At 62.5% G+C, this 19,900-nt stretch carries 26 protein-coding genes; 8 read left to right on the top strand and 18 right to left on the bottom strand.

Features of this window, described 5'->3' with window-relative positions:
* Positions 1-28 precede the first annotated feature (28 nt).
* Positions 29-490, bottom strand: a complete 462-nt coding sequence (locus tag KHO49_RS26475) for a methyltransferase family protein (protein WP_170003784.1) — start codon at positions 488-490, stop codon at positions 29-31.
* Positions 491-748: 258 nt separating this feature from the next.
* Between KHO49_RS26475 and KHO49_RS26470 the strand changes: the two genes are divergently transcribed.
* Positions 749-1,150: a GFA family protein gene (locus KHO49_RS26470; protein ID WP_213666121.1), complete on the top strand. Its 402-nt coding sequence runs from the start codon at positions 749-751 to the stop codon at positions 1,148-1,150.
* Between the two features lie 15 nt (positions 1,151-1,165).
* On the opposite strand, the gene KHO49_RS26465 is transcribed toward KHO49_RS26470, so the two are convergent.
* The 9 genes from KHO49_RS26465 to KHO49_RS26425 form a co-directional block, all read right to left on the bottom strand.
* Complete coding sequence (locus KHO49_RS26465) at positions 1,166-1,789, bottom strand: cell wall hydrolase (RefSeq protein ID WP_213666120.1); 624 nt, start codon at positions 1,787-1,789, stop codon at positions 1,166-1,168.
* A 222-nt stretch (positions 1,790-2,011) separates the two neighbouring features.
* The gene (locus KHO49_RS26460) at positions 2,012-2,707 is read right to left on the bottom strand and encodes an OmpW/AlkL family protein (protein WP_102879926.1); all 696 of its coding nucleotides are present in this window, start codon (positions 2,705-2,707) and stop codon (positions 2,012-2,014) included.
* A 210-nt stretch (positions 2,708-2,917) separates the two neighbouring features.
* The gene (locus tag KHO49_RS26455) at positions 2,918-3,364 is read right to left on the bottom strand and encodes an NUDIX hydrolase (protein ID WP_213666119.1); all 447 of its coding nucleotides are present in this window, start codon (positions 3,362-3,364) and stop codon (positions 2,918-2,920) included.
* Positions 3,365-3,423: 59 nt separating this feature from the next.
* A complete protein-coding gene (locus tag KHO49_RS26450; protein ID WP_213666118.1) occupies positions 3,424-4,053 on the bottom strand; it encodes a DMP19 family protein in 630 nt (209 codons plus the stop codon).
* A gap of 8 nt (positions 4,054-4,061) precedes the next feature.
* Entirely contained in the window at positions 4,062-4,205 is a 144-nt protein-coding gene (locus tag KHO49_RS26445; protein WP_180988597.1) for a hypothetical protein, read from the bottom strand.
* Complete coding sequence (locus KHO49_RS26440) at positions 4,205-4,393, bottom strand: hypothetical protein (RefSeq protein ID WP_102864243.1); 189 nt, start codon at positions 4,391-4,393, stop codon at positions 4,205-4,207. Before KHO49_RS26440 ends, KHO49_RS26445 begins: the two co-directional genes overlap by 1 nt.
* On the bottom strand, positions 4,383-4,718 hold the full coding sequence (locus tag KHO49_RS26435) for a hypothetical protein (protein ID WP_110652994.1): 336 nt from the start codon (positions 4,716-4,718) through the stop codon (positions 4,383-4,385). The genes KHO49_RS26440 and KHO49_RS26435 overlap by 11 nt, the downstream gene beginning before the upstream one ends.
* The gene (locus tag KHO49_RS26430) at positions 4,715-5,812 is read right to left on the bottom strand and encodes a hypothetical protein (RefSeq protein ID WP_213666117.1); all 1,098 of its coding nucleotides are present in this window, start codon (positions 5,810-5,812) and stop codon (positions 4,715-4,717) included. The genes KHO49_RS26435 and KHO49_RS26430 overlap by 4 nt, the downstream gene beginning before the upstream one ends.
* A 90-nt stretch (positions 5,813-5,902) precedes the next feature.
* Positions 5,903-6,688: a hypothetical protein gene (locus tag KHO49_RS26425; RefSeq protein ID WP_213666116.1), complete on the bottom strand. Its 786-nt coding sequence runs from the start codon at positions 6,686-6,688 to the stop codon at positions 5,903-5,905.
* Between the two features lie 192 nt (positions 6,689-6,880).
* On the opposite strand from KHO49_RS26425, the gene KHO49_RS26420 reads away from it, so the two are divergent.
* On the top strand, positions 6,881-7,471 hold the full coding sequence (locus KHO49_RS26420; protein ID WP_249735866.1) for a hypothetical protein: 591 nt from the start codon (positions 6,881-6,883) through the stop codon (positions 7,469-7,471).
* Positions 7,472-7,509: 38 nt separating this feature from the next.
* The gene (locus tag KHO49_RS26415) at positions 7,510-7,944 is read left to right on the top strand and encodes a hypothetical protein (RefSeq protein ID WP_213666115.1); all 435 of its coding nucleotides are present in this window, start codon (positions 7,510-7,512) and stop codon (positions 7,942-7,944) included.
* A 36-nt stretch (positions 7,945-7,980) separates the two neighbouring features.
* On the opposite strand, the gene KHO49_RS26410 is transcribed toward KHO49_RS26415, so the two are convergent.
* The 6 genes from KHO49_RS26410 to KHO49_RS26385 form a co-directional block, all read right to left on the bottom strand.
* Entirely contained in the window at positions 7,981-8,556 is a 576-nt protein-coding gene (locus tag KHO49_RS26410; RefSeq protein ID WP_213666114.1) for a GNAT family N-acetyltransferase, read from the bottom strand.
* Between the two features lie 13 nt (positions 8,557-8,569).
* Positions 8,570-9,409 carry an EcsC family protein gene (locus KHO49_RS26405; RefSeq protein WP_213666113.1) on the bottom strand — a complete coding sequence of 280 codons (840 nt, stop codon included), beginning with the start codon at positions 9,407-9,409 and terminating at the stop codon, positions 8,570-8,572.
* A gap of 132 nt (positions 9,410-9,541) precedes the next feature.
* Positions 9,542-12,106, bottom strand: coding sequence for a valine--tRNA ligase (valS, locus tag KHO49_RS26400; RefSeq protein WP_213666112.1), 2,565 nt, complete (start codon positions 12,104-12,106; stop codon positions 9,542-9,544).
* A 96-nt stretch (positions 12,107-12,202) separates the two neighbouring features.
* Entirely contained in the window at positions 12,203-12,490 is a 288-nt protein-coding gene (locus KHO49_RS26395) for a barstar family protein (protein ID WP_213666111.1), read from the bottom strand.
* Between the two features lie 141 nt (positions 12,491-12,631).
* The gene (locus KHO49_RS26390; RefSeq protein ID WP_213666110.1) at positions 12,632-13,564 is read right to left on the bottom strand and encodes an alpha/beta hydrolase; all 933 of its coding nucleotides are present in this window, start codon (positions 13,562-13,564) and stop codon (positions 12,632-12,634) included.
* A 169-nt stretch (positions 13,565-13,733) separates the two neighbouring features.
* Positions 13,734-14,636 carry an AraC family transcriptional regulator gene (locus KHO49_RS26385; RefSeq protein ID WP_110595859.1) on the bottom strand — a complete coding sequence of 301 codons (903 nt, stop codon included), beginning with the start codon at positions 14,634-14,636 and terminating at the stop codon, positions 13,734-13,736.
* Positions 14,637-14,993: 357 nt separating this feature from the next.
* On the opposite strand from KHO49_RS26385, the gene KHO49_RS26380 reads away from it, so the two are divergent.
* Complete coding sequence (locus tag KHO49_RS26380) at positions 14,994-15,335, top strand: hypothetical protein (RefSeq protein ID WP_249735863.1); 342 nt, start codon at positions 14,994-14,996, stop codon at positions 15,333-15,335.
* 48 nt (positions 15,336-15,383) lie between these two features.
* Here KHO49_RS26380 and KHO49_RS26375 read toward each other — a convergent pair whose 3' ends face one another.
* Positions 15,384-16,238, bottom strand: a complete 855-nt coding sequence (locus tag KHO49_RS26375; protein WP_170003719.1) for a hypothetical protein — start codon at positions 16,236-16,238, stop codon at positions 15,384-15,386.
* Positions 16,239-16,481: 243 nt separating this feature from the next.
* On the opposite strand from KHO49_RS26375, the gene KHO49_RS26370 reads away from it, so the two are divergent.
* The 3 genes from KHO49_RS26370 to arsH are packed head-to-tail and all read left to right on the top strand — an operon-like array spanning position 16,482 to position 18,068.
* Positions 16,482-16,829 (top strand): metalloregulator ArsR/SmtB family transcription factor, encoded by a 348-nt coding sequence (locus tag KHO49_RS26370; protein ID WP_213666109.1) that lies wholly within the window; start codon positions 16,482-16,484, stop codon positions 16,827-16,829.
* A gap of 51 nt (positions 16,830-16,880) precedes the next feature.
* Positions 16,881-17,351: an arsenate reductase ArsC gene (locus KHO49_RS26365; RefSeq protein ID WP_110652986.1), complete on the top strand. Its 471-nt coding sequence runs from the start codon at positions 16,881-16,883 to the stop codon at positions 17,349-17,351.
* A gap of 24 nt (positions 17,352-17,375) precedes the next feature.
* Positions 17,376-18,068: an arsenical resistance protein ArsH gene (gene arsH / locus KHO49_RS26360; RefSeq protein ID WP_102864577.1), complete on the top strand. Its 693-nt coding sequence runs from the start codon at positions 17,376-17,378 to the stop codon at positions 18,066-18,068.
* A 62-nt stretch (positions 18,069-18,130) separates the two neighbouring features.
* Here arsH and KHO49_RS26355 read toward each other — a convergent pair whose 3' ends face one another.
* Positions 18,131-18,823, bottom strand: a complete 693-nt coding sequence (locus KHO49_RS26355; protein WP_283777127.1) for a tRNA (adenine(22)-N(1))-methyltransferase — start codon at positions 18,821-18,823, stop codon at positions 18,131-18,133.
* A gap of 493 nt (positions 18,824-19,316) precedes the next feature.
* Between KHO49_RS26355 and KHO49_RS26350 the strand changes: the two genes are divergently transcribed.
* Complete coding sequence (locus KHO49_RS26350) at positions 19,317-19,793, top strand: GNAT family N-acetyltransferase (protein ID WP_213666108.1); 477 nt, start codon at positions 19,317-19,319, stop codon at positions 19,791-19,793.
* Positions 19,794-19,900: the final 107 nt, after the last annotated feature.

Genomic DNA, 19,900 nt, shown 5'->3' with positions numbered 1-19,900 from the left:
CTCTGCCGCAAGCACAGAGGCGTGCGACCTAGAGCCAGCGCCGCACGCGCTGTCGATACGCCGCAAAATCCGCGCCAAACAACCGCCCGAGCGCCCGTTCTTCGGGAGCGATCTGCAAGCGGTTCATGTACAGGACAAACCCCAGGACGCCCAGCAGCACCAGGGGCGAGGCCAGGTACAGCCCCCAGGCCAGCAACCATAGGGCAAAGCCGACATACATCGGGTTGCGGGTGTAGCGGTAGATGCCTGACGTGACCAACGCTGAGGCCGCTTCGGGTTTCAAGGGATTGACCGTGGTCCGGGCACGCCGGAACGAGACCCCGCCCGCCAGAACGAACAGCAGCCCCGCCCCGATCAGCGGCAGCGCCAACAACAGGCGTGTGCCCCATGCCAGGTCAAGTCCCGGCAGCCCCAGCGATGCACCGCCCATCAGCCCGCCGAACACCAGCGCCACCAGCGGGGGCGGAACCTTGTTTTCCAATGCCTGCAGCATGATTCTTCCCTCGACATGTTGCGCAATAGACAGGCGACGGATCTCTAGCCCCAGAGGTTGCCCGTCACCCGCCACAGCTTACCGTCGCTCAGTAATGCGACAAGACATTCCTGGGAAGCCGGCACTGCCCACTTGAGCATCAGCGCGCATTTGTACATCCTCCGGGCCTCGACCTGATTGTCCCCGTCCACTCTGAACCCCCAACTGGACTGGTTCCAGCGCGAATGGCCCTGAAACCTCGGAATCCCTCACAACATGCAAATATCCCATCAAGGCAGTTGCCTGTGCGGCGCAGTCACTTACCGAGTGTCCGGCGCACTGAAAGCCGTCACCCACTGCCACTGCCGCAAGTGCCAGAAAGGCCATGGCGCGGCCTTTGCCTCCTACGCCAGCACCCCGCGCGCGAATCTGCACGTCAGCGACGCCGGCACAGCCCTCAAGGGCTATGAGTCCTCCCCCGGCGTACTGCGCCAGTTCTGCTGCCACTGTGGCTCATCATTGTTCTGGCAAAATGTGCAAGGCGAATACGCCGAGTGGATTTCAATCGCCATCGCCACCCTGGACACACCATTCACGGCCCCCAAGCAGAAGCACCATTGCGTGGCCATGAAAGCCAGTTGGCACCAGATCTGCGATCAATACCCGCAAGTACCCTGACTGCTCGATCCGCCATTAGTGCGCCGCCAGATCCTTGGGTTTGTAGAACAGGAAATGGCCGATTTCGGTGGTCTTGATATAGCTCTTGGCCCACTGCGGTGAAACGCTGCGGTCGTGAAAGTACAGGGCGCCGCCGGTGCGCTCCTGGAGCTGCTGATTCAGCGCCTTGCGCGCAATCTCCTTGGCCAGGCTATAGCGCCCCTCCTCTTGCACCTGATCCGGGCGACCGTCGCACCACCAGGAGAACTGGCACGGACTTTTTTCCGAGCCCTGCTTGACCACTTCGCACACGGTAGACGGAAACCCCTCATGGCCCAGGCGGTTCATGACCACATCGGCCACCGCTTCCATATCGGCAGACTCCCCTCCTTTGGCTTCCCAATACAGAGTTCGCGACAGACAGGTGATGGCATCGTCCACCGGTGCCTGGCCGGCGGGGTCAACGGCCTGGACTTCAGGCTTGGTGATGGCTGCCGCCTGGGGCTCGGCCTTGGGGCTCTCTTTGTCCGCGACTTTCTGCTCCAGGACCTGAGCCTTGTCCTTGGCCACTTCCTGGACCACCGATTGCGGCTCGGCGGCCAGGAGCTGGGCGATATAGAGCATCAGACCGTAGCAGGTAAACCTTGCGATGAAGTGCATGATCGACTCTTCCAACAAGTCATGGACCCTGTGTCAGCGCCAGCCCTGAGCCATTGAGCCACAGCGCCGCGCACCGAGGCCGGCGCACGGGCTCGTAGGCGACTACCGACGGGTCATGAGCGGGCCATATCGAGTCGACCATGGCGCCACTAAAACATTCCCTTGAAAAACGCTGACCGGGCCAGGGACGCTGGACCTCGGCGCAGCGCCCCGGCTCAGCACCTAGAACTTGTAGCCCAAGCCCACCATGTACACGAACGGGTCGACATCCACATTGACCTTGGAGCGAACCCCAAGCTGGCTGTTGTTCACATAGGCATCGGTATTGATGTCGATGTAGCGCATCTGTGCGTTGAGCATCAGCCGATCGGTGAGCATGTAGTCCATGCCCACTTGTGCCGCCCAGCCCCAGGAGTTGCCGGCGCGGAAGTTGTCGAAGCCTGCGGCTGAAGCCCGGCTGCCGACCTTTTCATCGTAGATCCAGGTGTAATTGATCCCCGCCCCTACATAGGGCTGGAACGCCGATTTGCTGTGCATCGGGTAGTACAGCAGGCTCAGGGTCGGCGGCAGGTGCTTGAGGGAACCGAGCTTGCCATCGGCAATGCCGCCAGCGGTGCCACTGAGGCTCACGTTGTGTTCAAAGGGGGTCGCCGCCAGCAGTTCCACCGCCAGGTTATCGGTCAGCATGTAGGCGAAGTTCAGGCCCAATTGGGTATCGCTGCCCAGGCTGGCCTTGCCCCCCAGGCTGGTGCCGGCCAGGGCGCCGCGATCGACCTTGACGCTGGAGCTGCTCTCACGCGGGTCCACCGTCACCGCGCCGGCGCGGACAATAATGTCGCCAGCCTCGAAGGCCTGGGCCGTGGAAACGGCCAGGGCAGACAACAGCAGGCTGGTACTCAGAAGGGTCAATTTACGCATGCATCACTCCACTACTCGAACAACGGCCAACCCGCCAGCCGTGATCACGGCGGGCTGTGCCAGGGAGGCTTGAGTATCGAGAAGCAGGTGAACGCGCACATCTGCCGAATGACATAGGCCGAGGCCGATCAGGCGCCGGATGCGTTGCGGGGTGTTTCGTGAATCAAGGCCGCGGCCGGGCGCCTGCGGCCAATCGCGGCCGGAGCCCGGTCAGTCCAGCAAGCCGGCGTTCTTCAGCAGTTCGCCCAACCCCTGGGGAACCAGCGGCGTATGCTCGGTGAAACTGGCGCTGCCCTGCCAGCGGGCCACAAAGGGCGCGCCGTCGCTTTCCTGGGCGTCAAGTTGAGCGCGCTGATAGACCGTCGCATCCTCGAAGCAGGCGTCGTACACCTGGACGATTTCATGGCCGGGTTTGCCGTCGTACACAAACAGGCTTTCCAGAGTGCCGATCAGCCGCAGGTTGTTGATCGACTGCCCCAACTCCTCCTGCACTTCGCGAACAATGGCCTGGGCGCTGTGCTCACCAAAGTCGATCCCACCGCCCAGCGGCCGGAACAGCATCTGTTGCGTGTCGGCATCAACGAACTGATTGACCAGGATCTTGCCCTGGTGATGGAAGACACACAGCGCCAGGGCGCGGATACGGGGTTCAGCCAAGGGATGAAGTCCATTCAAAGGGGGGCAAGGCGCGGCATTAGAACATGGCGCAATGAGCATCAGCCAGCGTAGAAATACTTTACCGCCAGCGTCGGCACCTCCTCCATCGCCGACCACAATTGCTCGTCCAGCTCGCCACCGATCAGCTCATATTGCTCGTCACTCAGCAGCTCGGGAATGTCCCACAGCCGCTGCAGTTGCGGGTGATCGTCAAGAGGCCCGATCAACTGCCGCTGGCGGCTGACCACGGCATGGGTGCTACGCGCGCCAATGGCAACCAGCGCCTTGAGCGCCAGCTCGCAGCAATGCTCGCCCCAGTTGCAGAAGAACTGCAGGAAGCCCCCGTTGTAACCGTCCGCTTCCAGGCGCCAGAGCGCCACGATCAACTGATCGTCCTCTGGCAATTGCTCCAGTTGCCACTCCAGAGCCTGCAGTCGCCCCATGGATTCCCGGCACAGGTGCTCCCAGATCCAGTCGAAGGCATCGATGCCGACATCCGCGTCTCCCAGGTGCGGCCAGGACACCGAGATCCCATGCGGGTGAATCCGAAAATCCGCGCGCTGCTCGGGTGTGGCGCTTTGCAGCTGGCTGTAACGGCTCAAGGGTTGGCGCAGGACCAGGCCGTCGGCCCAGCTCAGGCAGAGCGCGTCATCTTCGAAGTGGACATGGAGGATGGGAGGGAATTTCAAAACGCTACCTATTTTTTCCTGAAGGTCTTGGCCTTGGCCTTTTTCATCTGCTCGTGTTTGGCGATGCGTGATTTTTCAAGCAATGAAAAGACCGTGCTGAACACCACAATGGCCAGGATCAGGAAAAACAGTCCTATTACCACAATCGCCATCAAGGAGTTCCCCGGTTCTGTTTGTCCGCTGCCATCTTGGCCTCCATCTTGTTCAAGGTTTCATCGAGCCGGCTTCTGCGCTTGCGCTCTCGATGGTCGGAGGCGAGCTTGCCCATCAGCCCCGACGTACAACTGACGACGATGGCGCCCGCAGCTATGAACAGGCCCCGGACGACTTTATCCGACATAGCCGTAAGCCTTGTTCAACGCCTTGTAGAAGGCTTTTTCCAGCTTGCCGTTGTCGAATGGCTCGCGGTGGTGATGCTCAATCAACTCGTTGCGCAGCCGCTGAATCTCCTTGCCATGCTCGGCAAGACTTTGCCCGCTGTGGGCAAAGTCGTGGCGAAGACGCTCCAGGTGCACGATGGTCGCCAACTGAGCCAGGTCGGCCGCCGTCAGGCTCATGTTCTGCTTCAGCGCTTGGGCAACCTGCTCCACGAGATCGGGAGAGCAGTACTCGTCCGACGACTCGAAGTGATATTCGGTATCGGCATTTTCGGCATGATCGATCATTGGCATTGAACTCTGATCCAGTCATCGAAGGTGGTGGTTTTATCGTCAAGCAGGCGGATGGAGCGCTCGTAGTCCATCACCACTCGCTGGTGCTGACGATGGGTAATCAAGGTCGACTTGCCGGCATTCCAGAGAAAAGGCCCGGCAATCAGGTAGTTCATCTTGCCCGTACGCCCCCCTGCCCCGGCGACCAGCAGCAACATCTGGATCATCAACCCCGTGCCGTAGGCGATGGTGCTCATCAGCGCCAGGTGCAGGTCCTTGTCCTCCTGGGTCACATCGGACTTGTAGAAAGCGATGGCGTGCCGTCCGCTCAACAGCAGCTTGATGGTGGCGTAGGAGCTGATATCCGCCGCATTGATCGTACCGAACTCCCTGCCCAGGGCATCCATCAGCGGGTTCGAGGCGCTGTAGCCGGACGCCTTGCTTTCATCCTTCACCCACTGGGTGAACAGGGAGCTGAACGGCAGGGGAAGACCATCCTTGGTGGGAAGGTCGCTGAGGCAATGGGTAAGAATATGGGCAATCGCCTTGAGGTGCTTGAGCACCGGTCCTGCGCCCGGGTACCCCGCCTCGATGTAATCGACGACCAGAGAATAGAGAGTCTTGCCGCCTACGGACTCGCCACCGAAGGTGTAGTCGTCCGGCAGCTTCTGGAACACATTGAGGTCATGCCCGAAGATGTAGCGATGCTTGGCGCCGGTCCGATAGTCGAGGGGGCTGGTGGTGCCTTCCGGCTTGAAATACTCATGCAACTTGAGAAACAGCTCCTCCAGCTTGTCGGCGTGCAGATTGGTCATGTACGCCGAGACCACCCCCGCAATACCGATGCCGACCGCGCCGCTGATCTGCGCCGCCGTCAAGGTGCTGTAGCCGGTATCGACCTCCAGCTCAGCCAGCAGCTCGGTAAAGTTCACCGGTCCCACGGCGGCGATGGCGCGCTCTTGAAGGCTCTGGCCCGGGCGGCTCTGCTCAAACTCCAGCTCACCACGATGAAGCTTGCCCAAATAGGTCAACTCCGTGGCTTTCTGGTCCCAGTACTCATCCGAGGGTCCGGCAAACACGGTTGATAGGCGACTGAGCAATCGACGCACGAAAAATCCCTTGATCGGCAGGGTAAAAGTGGCGCAACGCTATCATATTTGCCCCATCGAAGTATCTAGAAGGCGGCAAGGTCACCGAATTCAACCGGGGCCAGTCTTCCTGCGCTGGAGCATCCGGTTGCAGGCCGTCATCAGCATCCCGCTCAACAGCCCGATCAGCAGGAACGGAAAGAAACCATGGGTCAGCATCGGCACCCAGAAGCCCAGCCCCGCGGACCAGCCCTGAGGATTGACCATCAACCCCTGTGCCCCGGACAGCAGCCAGACCACCAGACCACTGAGGCCGCCACCGATCACGTAGCGCCAAGGGGTGACCAGTACCCGCTCCACCAGCCACAGCATCGGCCAACAGACCAGCACACTCAGCCACGCGCCGATCAACCCGCCGAAGAAAAACATCGGCAGGCTTTCCACGCCCTTGGGATAGAGCGCCGTAGCGATGCTGCCCAGGGTCAATGCACCTGACAGTGGCACCATCAGCACCCGTGACCATCCCTGGCGCTCTGGCCCTTCACCGGCAACCGGCAATGCCTCGATCCCGCGCACCAGCAGAGTAAAAAGCCCCCCCAGCGCCAGCCCGCCCAGCACCGCCAACAGCAAGTGCCTCGTTGAAGCCCCCAGCAGAACCGCGGCCGCCAAGGCCTGCACCAGGCTGCTGAAAAAATGTCGACCGGGCAGCGCCGGGCAACGTCGGTCACCCCATAGCAACAGAGGAATACCCAGGACAATGGCGATGACACTGCCATACACAAACCCGGAGAACAGCTGTGAAGCATTCCAGCCATTGACCAACCCCTTGGTGACGGCATAGATCAGCCCGCCGCACAGGGGGACGGCAAACAACCGGAGTTCGGCATTGGGTTTCATTGGCTTGCACCTGGAAAACTGGCAGGGTCACGGAGCTGAACAAGCGAGGGCTTTTACACAACTGTGGCGCAATAATCCACCGCAGGATAAGGATTGACCGGCATTCGCAGCACTGTGGCTTATAGAACAGCAACGAGGTATACAGCAGGACGAAAAAACAGCACCACACTCACTGTCGAAGATCACGGACCGATGCTATCCGCACAACAAGCCTGCAATGCCGTACTTGCCCTCCATGACGGCACCCTCAGGGATGGCAAGCCCGAACGCTTTGCCATTCAATCCTGCGAGCTGTCCGCCAAGGGTGATTACTGGGCGGTGCGCTGCAACAGTGAGGACTATGTGGTGCACGGCATGACGCAATACTGCTATGTCGGCGTCAATGCCCATCTGGTCAATGTACTCAGCGGAGAAATCGAGACGGTCGCCAACTGCTTCAGTGTTGAAGAGTACCTGCAAGACAAGTACGACCTGCGTGCCGCAGCAGGCCAGTGCTATGTACTGACCCCGGCATTCAGTCGTGACGACAAGCCGGCAATGATCAACCTGCGACAGAAGCTCGGCTGCTCCTATCCCGAGGCCATCCGGTTGCTGACCGATGAACAGCGTCACTGGTTCACCGGCATACGCCGGCACCTTGAGGTGGTGCAGCAACTGCTCGCACAACAGAGCATCGCGACCTGCGTCGAGATGGTTCCTGAAGCGACCGGGGCGATTGCCATTGGGGTCGAAACCTGGCACCGGGATGCCGCCCTCAAGGCATTACGCGACAGGCTGCATTGATCGACCACTTCCAACCCACGACGCAGGCATCTGACCCCATGAGCGGCAACCTGTACGGCTACATCCACTGCTTTGACCCTTCGCCGGCTGCCGAAGCGCACAATCGCGCGGTGCTGCAAAGCCTGCCAGTAACGGGGGCGCAGATCACCAGGGCGCTTTTCAGCGTGCTACCAAACAGCCGGGGGCATTGCTACTACGGGCATATGATGCACTTCGCCACCTCCCCCAAAGGCAGTTACATCTTCGATGATGCGTGGCTAGACGAGTACGAAGCCCTGCTGGAGCGCTTGTTCTGGGACAACTCTGAGGTGGTGCATACCTATTGCGGCGAACGTCGGACCTGGGACTCCAGTAAAACCCAAGGGCTCGCGCAACCCACAGGCTTGAAGATCAGCAACAGGAAGGTCTTCCCCTCCTACCACCACCTGGAGCCCGTCCAGGACTGCGATGTGCCGAAGCCGGGCAACCGCTGAAGCTGCCAGCGCCCGCTTGATACTCGCGCTATTGGGCTACACAGGACTTGCGGCGAGCGGCGCCAGACTGAGCCAGTCGGCCCTCAACAACCCGTGCTGCACCAGATCATGATGAGCCCCCAGCCAATACCCCGCCTGCCGTGAAAGCCCTTCGCGAACAAAGCCCATCCGCTCCAGCAACCTGAGGCTCGCCAGGTTCTGCGGGTGCACCTGGGCCTCGATACGGTTCAGCGCCATGTGGGCAAAGCCCCAGTCGAGGATGGCCTCCAGCGCCTCGGTCATCAACCCCTGCCCTTGCGCTGCACGCGCCAGCTCGAAGCCGATGGCGCAGCTGCGCCACGGGCGGTTCCATTTGAACAGGCCACAGGTGCCCAACAGGCCGGGTTCGGCCTGGCGCTCGATGCCCCAGCGAACGCCCGGGTTGGGCAAGCTCCGCCAGCTGGCGAACTGGGCCAGCAGTTGTTCGGCCTGCTGGTCATCAGTCATTGGATCGGTGCCGAACCACTGCATCGCATCGGCGTCGCTGTGAATGGCGAACAACGCCGGCACATCGGCCGGGCACAGTTCCCTGAGGATCAGGCGCGGGGTGCGGATAACGGGAAAGTCGCTCATATCACTCCCCGCCCTAGCCTGCCAGCGGCTTGCCCATGAGCTGCGCATACTCGCTCTTGATCTGCTCAAAGCCGTACTTGTGCTCCAGGCGCTTCACGGTGAAGTGCCCCCGGGCCATGTCCTGGTAGAAATCGGTGAACAGCGCATTGATGGTGGCCCCGGTAACGGCGCCGATCACGGGCACCGCCTGGGCCGCGAACTTGCTGGAGATGGTCACGCCATAACGGCTGGCGACCTTCTCGATCAACAGCGCCAGCCACTTGCCCACCTGCCCCGGCGACAACCTGCCAGCCGCGCCCACCCCCTGCTTGGCGGCAATCGCCGCCAGTTCCTTGGACAGTTGCTGCATGGCCTGGGTGGTGAAGCTGCGGGTGAGGTAGTAGCCGGTCTCCGTGGCGTCATCGGCCTGGCTGTTGCCGCCCATGGCGAACACCTCGATACAGGCTTGCTTGGTGGCCAGGTCGTTAAGGTCGAAGCCTTCGCTGCGGGCCACATCGGCCACCGAGCGCATCATGATGGTGGTGGAGATGGGCAACTCGACAAACAGCGCGGCAAAACCAAAAGCCCCGCCCACCGCACCGGAGGTGGCGGCATAGACTTTGTGCAGCAGCGTCGAGGCCTGTTTTTTTGGCGTGTTTTCCAGGCTCCACAGCGCCGCATCGGCGGAGGTCTGCAGCGCGGCCACCACCGCATCGTTGATTTTTCCGGACACCCAGTTGGGCAAGGCCTTGACCGCGCTTTCAATGGGCGAGCCGAGCACGCCGGACAGGCGCGCCGTCAGCGAGGGTGACTCCAGCAAGCCCACGGCACGCTTGAGGTCCCCATAATCCTGCGGATTGTCTTTGATATTCACGCACTTCTCCTGCCGTTAAACCGCCCACGACGTGCAAGGTAATGGGTTTGCAACGCTCGGGAAAGTGAGGCCGGGGCCTGCCCGCGAAAGGACTGCAACGTCCTCTCGCGGGCAGGCCCCGGATCATTGCCGTCAATCCTGCAACCAGACCCGCACTTCCCGTACCGCGCCGTCAATGAACACCAGGTTGGCGACCTGCCCGGCCTCGATCAGGTCCTGTCGGGCGCATTGCAGGGATTCCAGCAGCGGCCCGCGCTCCACCAGCTCAACGCGCGCCACCGCGGCCTTCATCGACTGCCGGGCATCGGACTTGGCCTTGCGAATGGCGGCCAGCGTGGCACTGACCGCCTCCAGCAGCGGTTCGACAAAGTCCTCGGCCGCCTGCGCCTCGGGCCAGCTGGCCCGGTGCACCGAACCCGGCTGCCAGCAACGCCAGACCTCCTCGCAGACAAAGGGCAGAAACGGTGCGAACAAGCGTTGCAGGACACTCAAGGCCGCCGCCAGGGCGTTGCGCGCCGAGTGCCCCTCGGGCCGATAGGCACGACGCTTGACTAGCTCGACATAGTCATCGCAGAACCACCAGAAGAAGCCCTCGATGCCCATCAGCGCGATGCTGTAGTCGTAGCCCTCCAGAGCCACCTGGGCGTCCAGGGTCACCGCCCCCAGGCGCTGCAGCATGGCCTGATCCAATGGCTGATCGACACGGCCTTCGGGGTCTCCCGGCACCGCGAAAACCAGCTTCGACAGGTTGAACAGCTTGAGCGCCAGACGCCGGCCGATCTTCATCTGCTGTTCTTCAAAGGCGGTGTCGCTGCCCGGGCGCCCGAGGGCCGCCCAATAGCGCACACCATCGCTGCCGTATTGCTCCAGCAAGGCTTGCGGCGTGACCACATTGCCCCGGGATTTGGACATCTTCTTGCGGTCCGGATCAAGGATCCAGCCCGACAGCGCCACGTGCCTCCAGGGCACGACGGCCGCTTCGAAATGGCTGCGCACCAGGGTCGAGAACAGCCAGGTACGGATGATGTCGTGGCCCTGGGGTCGCAGATCCATGGGATAGACGCGCTGGAACAGATCCTCGTCCTCCTCCCAGCCGGCGGCGATCTGTGGGGTCAGGGAACTGGTGGCCCAGGTGTCCATGATGTCGCGCTCGCCGATAAAGCCATGGGGCTGGCCGCGTTGCTCGGGGCGGTAGCCCGCTGGCGTGTCCAGGGTCGGGTCCACCGGCAGTGAGGTTTCGTCCGCCAGGATCGGCCTGGCGTAGTCCGCTACACCCTGGGCATCCAGCGGATACCAGAACGGAATCGGCACGCCGAAGACCCGCTGGCGGCTGATCAGCCAGTCGCCATTGAGGCCGCCGACCCAGTGCTCGTAACGACTGCGCATGAACGGCGGATGCCACTCCAGGGACTGGCCGCGGCCGAGCAACTGCTGGCGCAGTTCAGCGCTGCGCCCACCGTTGCGCAAGTACCACTGGCGCGTGGCGACAATCTCCAGAGGCTGGTCGCCCTTCTCGAAGAACTTCACGGCGTGCCGGATCGGCCGCGGTTCGCCAAGCAAAGCGCCACATTCACGCAACATCGGCAGTATCAACTTGCGTGCCTGGGGCAAACTGCACCCCGCCAGGGCCTCATAGGCCTGATGCGCGCCCGGCGTGGTCAGCCAATCGGGCGCCTGGGCCAGCAGCCGACCGTCCGGCTCGATGATCGAGCGGGTGGGCAACTGCAGTTCGCGCCACCAGAGCACATCGGTCAGATCGCCAAAGGTACAAACCATCGCCAGCCCGCTGCCCTTCTGCGGATCGGCCAGGGCGTGGGCCAGCAACGGCACCTCGACCTCGAACAACGGCGAACGCAGGAGTTGGCCGAAGCGTTTCTGGTAACGCGGGTCATCCGGATGCGCCACCAGCGCCACGCAGGCCGCGAGCAATTCGGGGCGGGTGGTGGCAATGCATAAATCCTCACCTTCGATGCCCTGGAACCGCAGGTCGTGATACGCCCCCGCCACCTCCCGTTCCTCCAGTTCAGCCTGGGCCACGGCGGTCTGGAAGGTCAGGTCCCACAGGCAGGGGGCCTGCTGGCTGTAGAGCTCGCCGCGCCGGTAGTTGCGCAGCAAGGCGCGCTGGCTGACCCGCTGCGCACGCTCATCAATGGTGGCGTAGGTCAGGCCCCAGTCCACCGACAGGCCCAACTGCATGAACAAGCTGCGAAAGGCCTGCTCGTCGAGGGCGGTCAAGCGGTGGCACAGCTCGACAAAGTTGCGCCGGCTGATCGCCGCATAGTCGGCACGCCGCTCGGCGACCCGGGCCGGTGGCTGCAACTGCGGCTGGTAAGGCGCCTGGGGATCGCAGCGCACGCCGTAGTAGTTCTCGACCCGGCGCTCGGTGGGCAAACCGTTGTCGTCCCAGCCCATGGGGTAGAACACGGCCTTGCCGCGCATGCGTTGAAAGCGCGCGATGATGTCGGTGTGGGTGTAGCTGAACACATGGCCGACGTGCAATGAGCCCGAGGCCGTGGGTGGCGGTGTGTCGATGGAGTAGACCGCGTCCCGGGTGGCACTGCGATCGAAGGCGTAGGTGCCCTCTTCCAGCCAGCGCTGGGACCAGCGTGTTTCGAGGTGTTCAAGCGAGGGTGTGGCGATGGGGCAAAGCGTTGGGGTTACACGTTTAACGGTGACATAGCATCCTCCTGTTATCACCCGGTGGCGCCGCAAGAATCGGCGCCGAAGGGGAAATTTATAGAGGATCGCGCGGGATTAGTAAATTGCCCAAGCGCCCCTTTTTTGCATCTTCGTTCAATCGAACTGCAGGTCCGCAGCCCATGCCGGGTACTGGCTTTGCAAGCGCAGCAGGCATTGCTCCAGCAGTCGCGCATCGTCCGGCAAACGCTGAGAGAGGCTGTGCCAGCCCCTGATCCGCAACTGCAGCGGCATGTCCACCAGTCCGGAAATGGCATCCCAGAAGGCATCCCAATTACAGCCATACCACTGGGGAAAACCCAAGGCATCACGCAAGGCCAGGTGCAGTTCACTGGCCGTGCCAAGGTCACGCACATCAATTTCCAGCCACTGCAGGCGCGTCATGTTCTGTGCCTCTGCTCCGGTTCATGGGCCGCCAGCATAACCGATGCCATCGCCTGCGGACGCTAGCGCAAGCGGCTCGGGCACCGACGCTCGACACCGCCCCATGACTGAGGCGGCTGGGACACCGTTTCGGCGCGCGTCTTACAGGTATTTCTGGAAAAACGGCAGCAATTGCGCCATGGCCAGCGCCACCGGTTCGTCGCGGTCGTACAGGTCGTAGTGGGACCAGCCTTCGGCGACCACCAGATGCTTGTCTTTGGAGGCGGCACGGCCATGGATTTCCAGGCCATCGCGATAGGCGCCGAAGCCCCCGGGCTTGTCGCCGATCACCACCATCAGCGGCTGGGTCAGCAGCACTTCGGCATGCAGGAAGGCATCCCAGCCAAAGGCCGCGCTGTTGAAAGAAAACAGGCCACTGGTGGCGCCGTTGGGTTGCTGACCACGGGGCGACTTGTAGTACTCGGTGGCTTCCAGGACGTCGATATCGCTGATGCCGTTCTGCTGCGCCTCGGCTGTCGACGCCGGCAGGTAGTTGATCACATGACACGCCTCGCCCCGGGCCTCGGCGGTGCGTTGCTTGGCCATGGCGTGCAGGGCGCTGACGGGATCGAAGTTGCTGAAACCTTCGCGGATCAGGCGACCGAAGTTGACCCCGGTAATGGAGGCCAGGGCCTTGATCCGGTAGTCGGTCATCGCCGCATGGATGGTGTAGGCGCCACCTCCGCAGACGCCGATGGCACCGATGCGTTCCGGGTCGACATACGGCAGGGTCAACAGGTAGTCGATGGCAAAGCGGATGTCCGATACACGAATCGCCGGGTCTTCGATATAGCGCGGCTGGCCACCGCTGGCGCCCTGGAAGCTGGCGTCGAAGGCAATGGCGATGAAGCCGGCCCGGGCCAACCCGGCGGCATAGACATTACCGGAGGTCTGTTCCTTGCAACTGCCGATGGGGTGAGTACTGACGATGGCCGGGTAAGCCTTGCTCGGGTCGAAGTCCGCAGGCAGGTAGATGTCTGCGGCGGTGTCCCAACCGAGATTGCGGTAGGTGACGTGCTGGATGGTAGTGCTCATGACCGTGCTCCTTGAGCCGCGCTGGACGGGCTTGTCTGGATCGATGTGGGCCCTGATGGGCTGCTGCGTCGCTGGGCCCCAGTATAGAAATGCCGCACCACCAGACTTTGCCTATTCCAACGACAAGCTTGCCTGTTTTGCCAAGGAGACGATTGCGTACGTCCCGGCCTCAACCGGTCTCGCGCATCCGCCGGATATCCCGCTGTGGCGGCGCGCCAAACACCCGACTGTATTCACGGCTGAACTGCGAAGCGCTTTCATAGCCCACCAACCCGGCGGCACGACCGACGTCGAGGTTCTGGCTGAGCATCAACTGCCGGGCTTCCTGCAGGCGCAACTGCTTGTGAAACTGCAACGGGCTGACGCCGATGATCGCGCGAAAATGCTGGCGGAAAGAGGACGGGCTCATATGCGCCCGCTGCGCCAGGTCGTCGATCCGCAATGGATGGGTGAAGTTCTGCTTGAGCCAGGCCACGGTCCTGAAGATCTGCTGGGTCGGCGAGCCCACCGCCAGCAGTTGCTGCAGCACCAGGCTGTAGGGCCCGGCCAACAGGCGCACGATGATCTCCTGCTGGATCAGCGGCGCCAGCTGCGCAATCAAGGCCGGCTCGTCCAACAGCCCCAGCAGACGCTCAAGCGCACTGAGCAGCCCCGGCTGCAGCTCATCCACCACCACTGTCCGATAACCGCTGGCCCGGGACGGGGGCGGCGGCGGCATTTGCGCAGCCGTTTGCAGGATCTGGTGCATATCCAGGGTCAGCATCATGCCCAGGAAGGGCTCGGCCACCGAACCCTCGGACACCCGCGCCACCACCGGCTGGTCGATGCTGGTCAACATGCCCTGCCCGGCCCGGTAATCGATCACCGAGTCATGCAGCAGCACCTGTTTTCCTCCTTGGGCGATCACCCCCAGGCCCAGGCTGTAGATGCAGGGAATGGGCGCCGTTGCCGTGGCGCGCCGGTGCAACGTGAGGTTGGGCACTAGAGTGGGAAAATCACCGGAGGCTTTGGTGTGCCGGGCGATCAAGCTGGCCAGAGTGGCGAGTGAGGGGGAGTCGGGGTGCTGGATCATGATGGCTGCGGTCGGGAGTGGTGCAAGAAGGGCCGGTCACTGTGCGCTGATTGTGGAGTCAGTTCGAGTTTTTCTTCAAGAATGGATTGGCATTGCATGAACGGCCCCCGAACCCCCAACGGCAATCCCTTGCCAGCTTCGGCCAGCCCCTGCCACGGCCCTGTCCCGGCAACGCCACGGACACCGCACAGAACGGCACAGCACAAGACTGCCGGATCATGGCCCGACTTTTGCTCCGTCTGCCGCTACTAACCAGGGAGTCGTCACATGACAGGAAGCATCTCAAGCACCACGTCACTCGTCGCTATGGGCCTCAAGGGAATCACCCGGGCTTTGGAGAGTGGCACGGTGAAGTCCATGAAGATTCAAGTCGAAAACGCAACGCCGCAAATCCAGGCGCAGATCGACGCCAACTTTCTGGAGTCGCAGGCTTCGAACGCAAAGCTGATAGCCCAATACAGAACCACCCCTACCTGGGCGACCTTCGACGACAAGAGCAACAGCGTCGAACTGCCCGATGTGGCATCGCTCGACAAGAGCGACGCCACCCACGTGCTCAAGGGCCTGCAATACCTGATGGAAATCGGCCGCCTGGACGGCAAGACCCTCATCGCCAGGAACGCCGGCCAGTCCACGGACAGCCCCTTGCTCTACCAGGATTGGCTGCAGGCCAGGATCGGCGTTGATGCCCATGCCTGAGTAGCACGACCCGCTCAGCGGCCGGCCTCGCTGAAGCCTCGGCGCAACCTAGTGACTGATGTACTGCTGGGTCTTGCTGTCATAGACATAGGTGAGGTTGTCGGCCGCCACCAGCGGACGGACTTTTTCCGGCCCCTGGAAGGTGGTGCCGCTGACCTTGACCTGCACCTGCGGCAGCGACTCCTGACCGGCGACGAAACTCAGCTCACCGTCGCTGCCGATGCACGGCATCACCGCGCCGTCGTCGCAGGCCGCCGAATTGTCCTCGCCGGTGCGCACCTGGCCGACATGGGACCAGATCCAGCCGTCGTCTTCGGGTTTCTTGTTCGGGTTGAACACGAACAGCGTGTAGCCCTTGGTGACAATACCGTCCTCAAAGGTGGCCGTGGGCACCGCCAACAGCAGGCGCCCGTCGGCAGTGCGGTGTTCCAGGGCCTGGCGCTTGGTGTCCACTTCCTCGGGCTTTTCCCGGCCGCCAAAGAAGCCGATCTTGCGCTCGATACTGAGTATGGAATAGGCCGGCGTCTGGCCTGGATGAGTGAGTTCGAAGGTGGCATCGGCCAGCCGCACCTGGACGTCGGGCGCGGCAAAATCCTCGCCCTGGCGGGCGGCACTGTCCCGGGTATGCCAGACAAACGCCGCGTAGTAATGCTTGCCGTCGAAGTCCAGCTCCTTGCCGTACCAGAACGTGGCGGTGACACCGTCCTCCAGCTCCACCTCCTCATTCGCCGCGGGAACCTCGACGTTCTGCATCACCGCCAGCACCGCGCCTGGAGGAATCGGTGCCTCCTTGGCCTGGACCAGCGCTGGCGCCGCCAGGGTGAAGGTGGACAACAGCAGGCCTGCCAGGCCTTTGCCCAAGCAGCCTTGCATGAGCGAACCGGCCTTGATCGTGATTTTCATCGCTTGAACGTCCCTGTGAGCCTGTAGAGAACCGCGGACTGCGTCGGCGGCGTCGTGCATGACGCGACGATCATAAAGGCAGGCTTTCGACACCGACAAGATGCTGGCAAATGGCAAGTGCGGGCGCTCATTGCGGGTCTGGACTGCTCGGGGGCGGCAACAGCGGGCTTTGCTACTCCCATGGCTTGCATGAAACATATGGATTTCCGTATATTCGATTTCCCATATATTCAAGCCAGCACCATGATGACGCCTGCCGACGTATTCAAGAGTCTTGCCGACGAAACCCGCGCCCGCACCACCCTGCTGATCGCGCACCAGGGCGAACTGTGCGTCTGCGAGCTGATGTGCGCCCTGAACAACAGCCAGCCGAAGATCAGCCGCCATCTGGGCCAACTGCGCAGCAGTGGCCTGTTGCTGGATCGCCGCCAGGGGCAGTGGGTCTACTACCGCCTGAATCCGGAGCTACCCGCCTGGGTGCACCAGATCCTGCAAGTGACCCTGCACGCCAACGCCCACTGGCTCCAGGACAACGCTGCGCGCCTGCAGAACATGGATGGACGCCCGGTCCGCGCTGCTGCCTGTTGCTGAATCCGCTACCCAAAGAGCCTTTGACGTCCGCCGCAGCGGAAGGAGCAACCCATGCGAGTCCTGTTCATGTGCACGGCCAATAGCTGCCGCAGCATCCTCTGTGAAGCCCTGTTCAACCACCTGGCGTCCGAGGGATTTGCGGCCCTGAGTTCCGGCAGTTTTCCCAAAGGTCAGGTGCTGCCCCGCAGCCTGGCCACCCTGGAGCAGGCCGGCATCGCCACCGCCGGCCTGTACAGCAAGGGCAACGACGCCTTCGCCGACAACCCGCCCGACATCGTGATTACCGTCTGCGACAAGGCGGCGGGCGAGGCCTGCCCGGTGTACTTCGGCCCCGCACTCAAGGCCCATTGGAACCTGGAAGATCCCTCCGACGTCCGGGGTGACGAAGCCTGCGTCGACGCCGCCTTCCGCGCCACCCTGGCGCACATCGAGCTGCGTTGCCGGGCCTTCCTGGGCCTGCCTTTCAACCACCTCAGCCGTGAGCAACTGCAGCACGAGTTGAACCGTATCGGCACACTCTGAGCCGGAGGCTACATGTCAGAACACCTGTCAGAACACCTGCCCAACCTCGACCTCTCCCTGCTCGATGGCAAGCACGCCAGGCCCGAGCACAAACCGCGCATCCTGCTGCTGTACGGCTCGACCCGGGAGCGCTCGTTCAGCCGCCTGCTGGTCGAAGAAGCCGCGCGCCTGCTGCAGCACTTGGGTGCCGAAACCCGGATCTTCGATCCGTCCGGATTGCCCCTGCCCGACGACGCTCCCGTGGACCACCCCAAGGTTCAGCAACTGCGGGATCTGGTGCAATGGTCCGAAGGCCAGGTCTGGTGCTCGCCGGAGCGCCACGGCGCAATGTCGGCGGTGTTCAAGGCACAGATCGACTGGATTCCCCTGGAGCTCGGTGCCGTGCGCCCGACCCAGGGCAAGACCCTGGCGGTGATGCAAGTGTGCGGCGGCTCGCAGTCCTTCAACGTGGTCAATCAGCTGCGGGTGCTGGGCCGCTGGATGCGCATGTTCACCATCCCCAATCAATCCTCGGTGCCGAAGGCCTACCTGGAATTCGACGAGTCGGGGCGGATGAAACCCTCGGCCTACTACGACCGGGTCGTCGACGTGATGGAGGAGCTGGTGAAGTTCACCCTTGTGCTACGGGACCAGCAAGCGTTCCTGGTGGATCGCTACTCGGAGCGCAAGGAAAGCGCCGAGCAACTCATGGCCCGGGTCAACCAGCGTTCGATCTGAGAGCACGATCCCCCTGCCCTCTCGCTGAGTCCCGGACATTGCGGCCCACTTGAAGCGCCGGCTCAAGCCAGCAATTCGCTGATCCATTGCGTCTGGCGGACGACCTCTTGCACCTTGTCCTCGGGCACGGCCTGGGCTTGAGTGAAATTGGCCAGGGTGCGCTGCTTCAGCCGCAGCAGGCGCTGCCACTTGGCCAGGAACGCCGGGCTGCGGGCCTGCATCTGCAGCGGGCCGAAGTACAGCTCCCGGGCGCTGTACTGCACCGGCCCGAGGCGCTCGGCGACGATGATTTCGTAGTCGAAGCGGTTCTCTCGCAGCACTTCCTCGGCGAGGATCTGGTAGTCATGTTCCATCAACCATTGGCGCAACGGCTGCTCGCCGCCGTTGGGTTGCAGGATCAGACGCTCCTCACCGCTCAAGCGCGCCTGGCCGCTGTCGAGGATGTCACGGATAGTCTCGCCGCCCATGCCACAGAGGCTGATCGCGGTGATCCCGTCTGCCGGTTCGATCGCGGCCAGACCGTTGGCCAGGCGCACGTCGATCTGCTGCTCCATGCCGCTCTCGCGCACCGCGCGCTGGGCCGAGCGAAACGGCGTCAACGCCACCTCCCCGGCCACCGCTGCAACGATGGCGCCGCGGCTGATCAAGGCCAACGGCAAGTAGCCGTGATCCGAGCCGATATCGGCCAGCCGCGCGCCGGCCGGCACATGCGCCGCCACACGCGCCAGGCGCATGGACAATGTCTGTTGCTTCAACTGCTGCCCCTTTTCACCACGAACGTCCGCCAGCCAGGGCCGGATCGGGGGGCGATTCTGGCGGGCAATGCCGGGCATTTCAAATTTATGCGACCGGAACCTGGGATGCGCTGCAGAAAAGGCCCGCTCCGCACGGGGTCGAAAGCACCGTCCTGCATGGCGGGTTTCTGAGCAGAAACAGACCTTCGTTGCTGGCAGCGTGCACCCTGGTCAGTGATAGACTCCGCGCCCATTTGGGGGCTAAAAAAATGCTCTGTCCCGAATGTGAACAAGGCGAAGTGACCAAGGTTCAAGTGCGGGCAACGCAGGAGATTCTGTACGTTTGCCAAGAGTGCGAGTCGCTGTGGCTCACTGCCGAGGTCATGGCTACCGAGCCGTTCAACTGTTTCACTTCCTACATGGAGGAGCTGGGTTTACCGCCACTTTGGAGCTCGCTGTATGTCCTTGAGCCAGTTAGCGAGTTGTTGAGTCTTCACCCACCTTCAGGAAAATCATGGACATTCGATTGACGCAAACCAGGGACTGGATGCTGTTGAAGCGCGTTCGTCTCGCGGCACTTCAGGACACCCCGACTGCCTTTGGCGTGAGTTACCAGACTGCCGCTAACTACAGTGACCAGCAGTGGCAGGACCGCGCCTCGTCAACCGGTAGCCAATTCTGGCTGGCCTTCAAGGACCAGCAGCCGGTGGGAATGATTGGTGCCGCAGTCAGTGGCGCGAACCGCTACAACTTGATCGGCATGTGGGTAGCCCCCGACGCACGGGGCAGCGGCGTGGCCGCGAAGCTGGTGGACGCGGTGAAATCCCGTGGGCGAGACCAGGGCCATGAGTGCGTGTATCTGGACGTCGCCCCCGAGAACGCAAGAGCCGCACACTTCTATCTGAAGCAGGGATTCGTCTTCATCGATGAATGGGAACCTCTGGAAAGCCATCCCCATATCAAGGTGCAGACCATGCTCTGCCCTCTGTAGAACTGTCCCGGCCGCGCCTCTGCTGGCCAGAGGCGTGCTCAGCCCGAGAAAAGATAGCGTCGCGCAAGTCGGCCAGATAAAGGTCCGTCGGGCTTCAAGCGGATGGA

It is taken from the genome of Pseudomonas sp. RC4D1 (assembly GCF_018390395.1).
Lineage (GTDB): Bacteria > Pseudomonadota > Gammaproteobacteria > Pseudomonadales > Pseudomonadaceae > Aquipseudomonas > Aquipseudomonas danubii.
The sequence above is the reverse complement of the archived record's forward strand: the minus strand, read 5'-3'. Positions and strand labels throughout refer to the sequence as shown.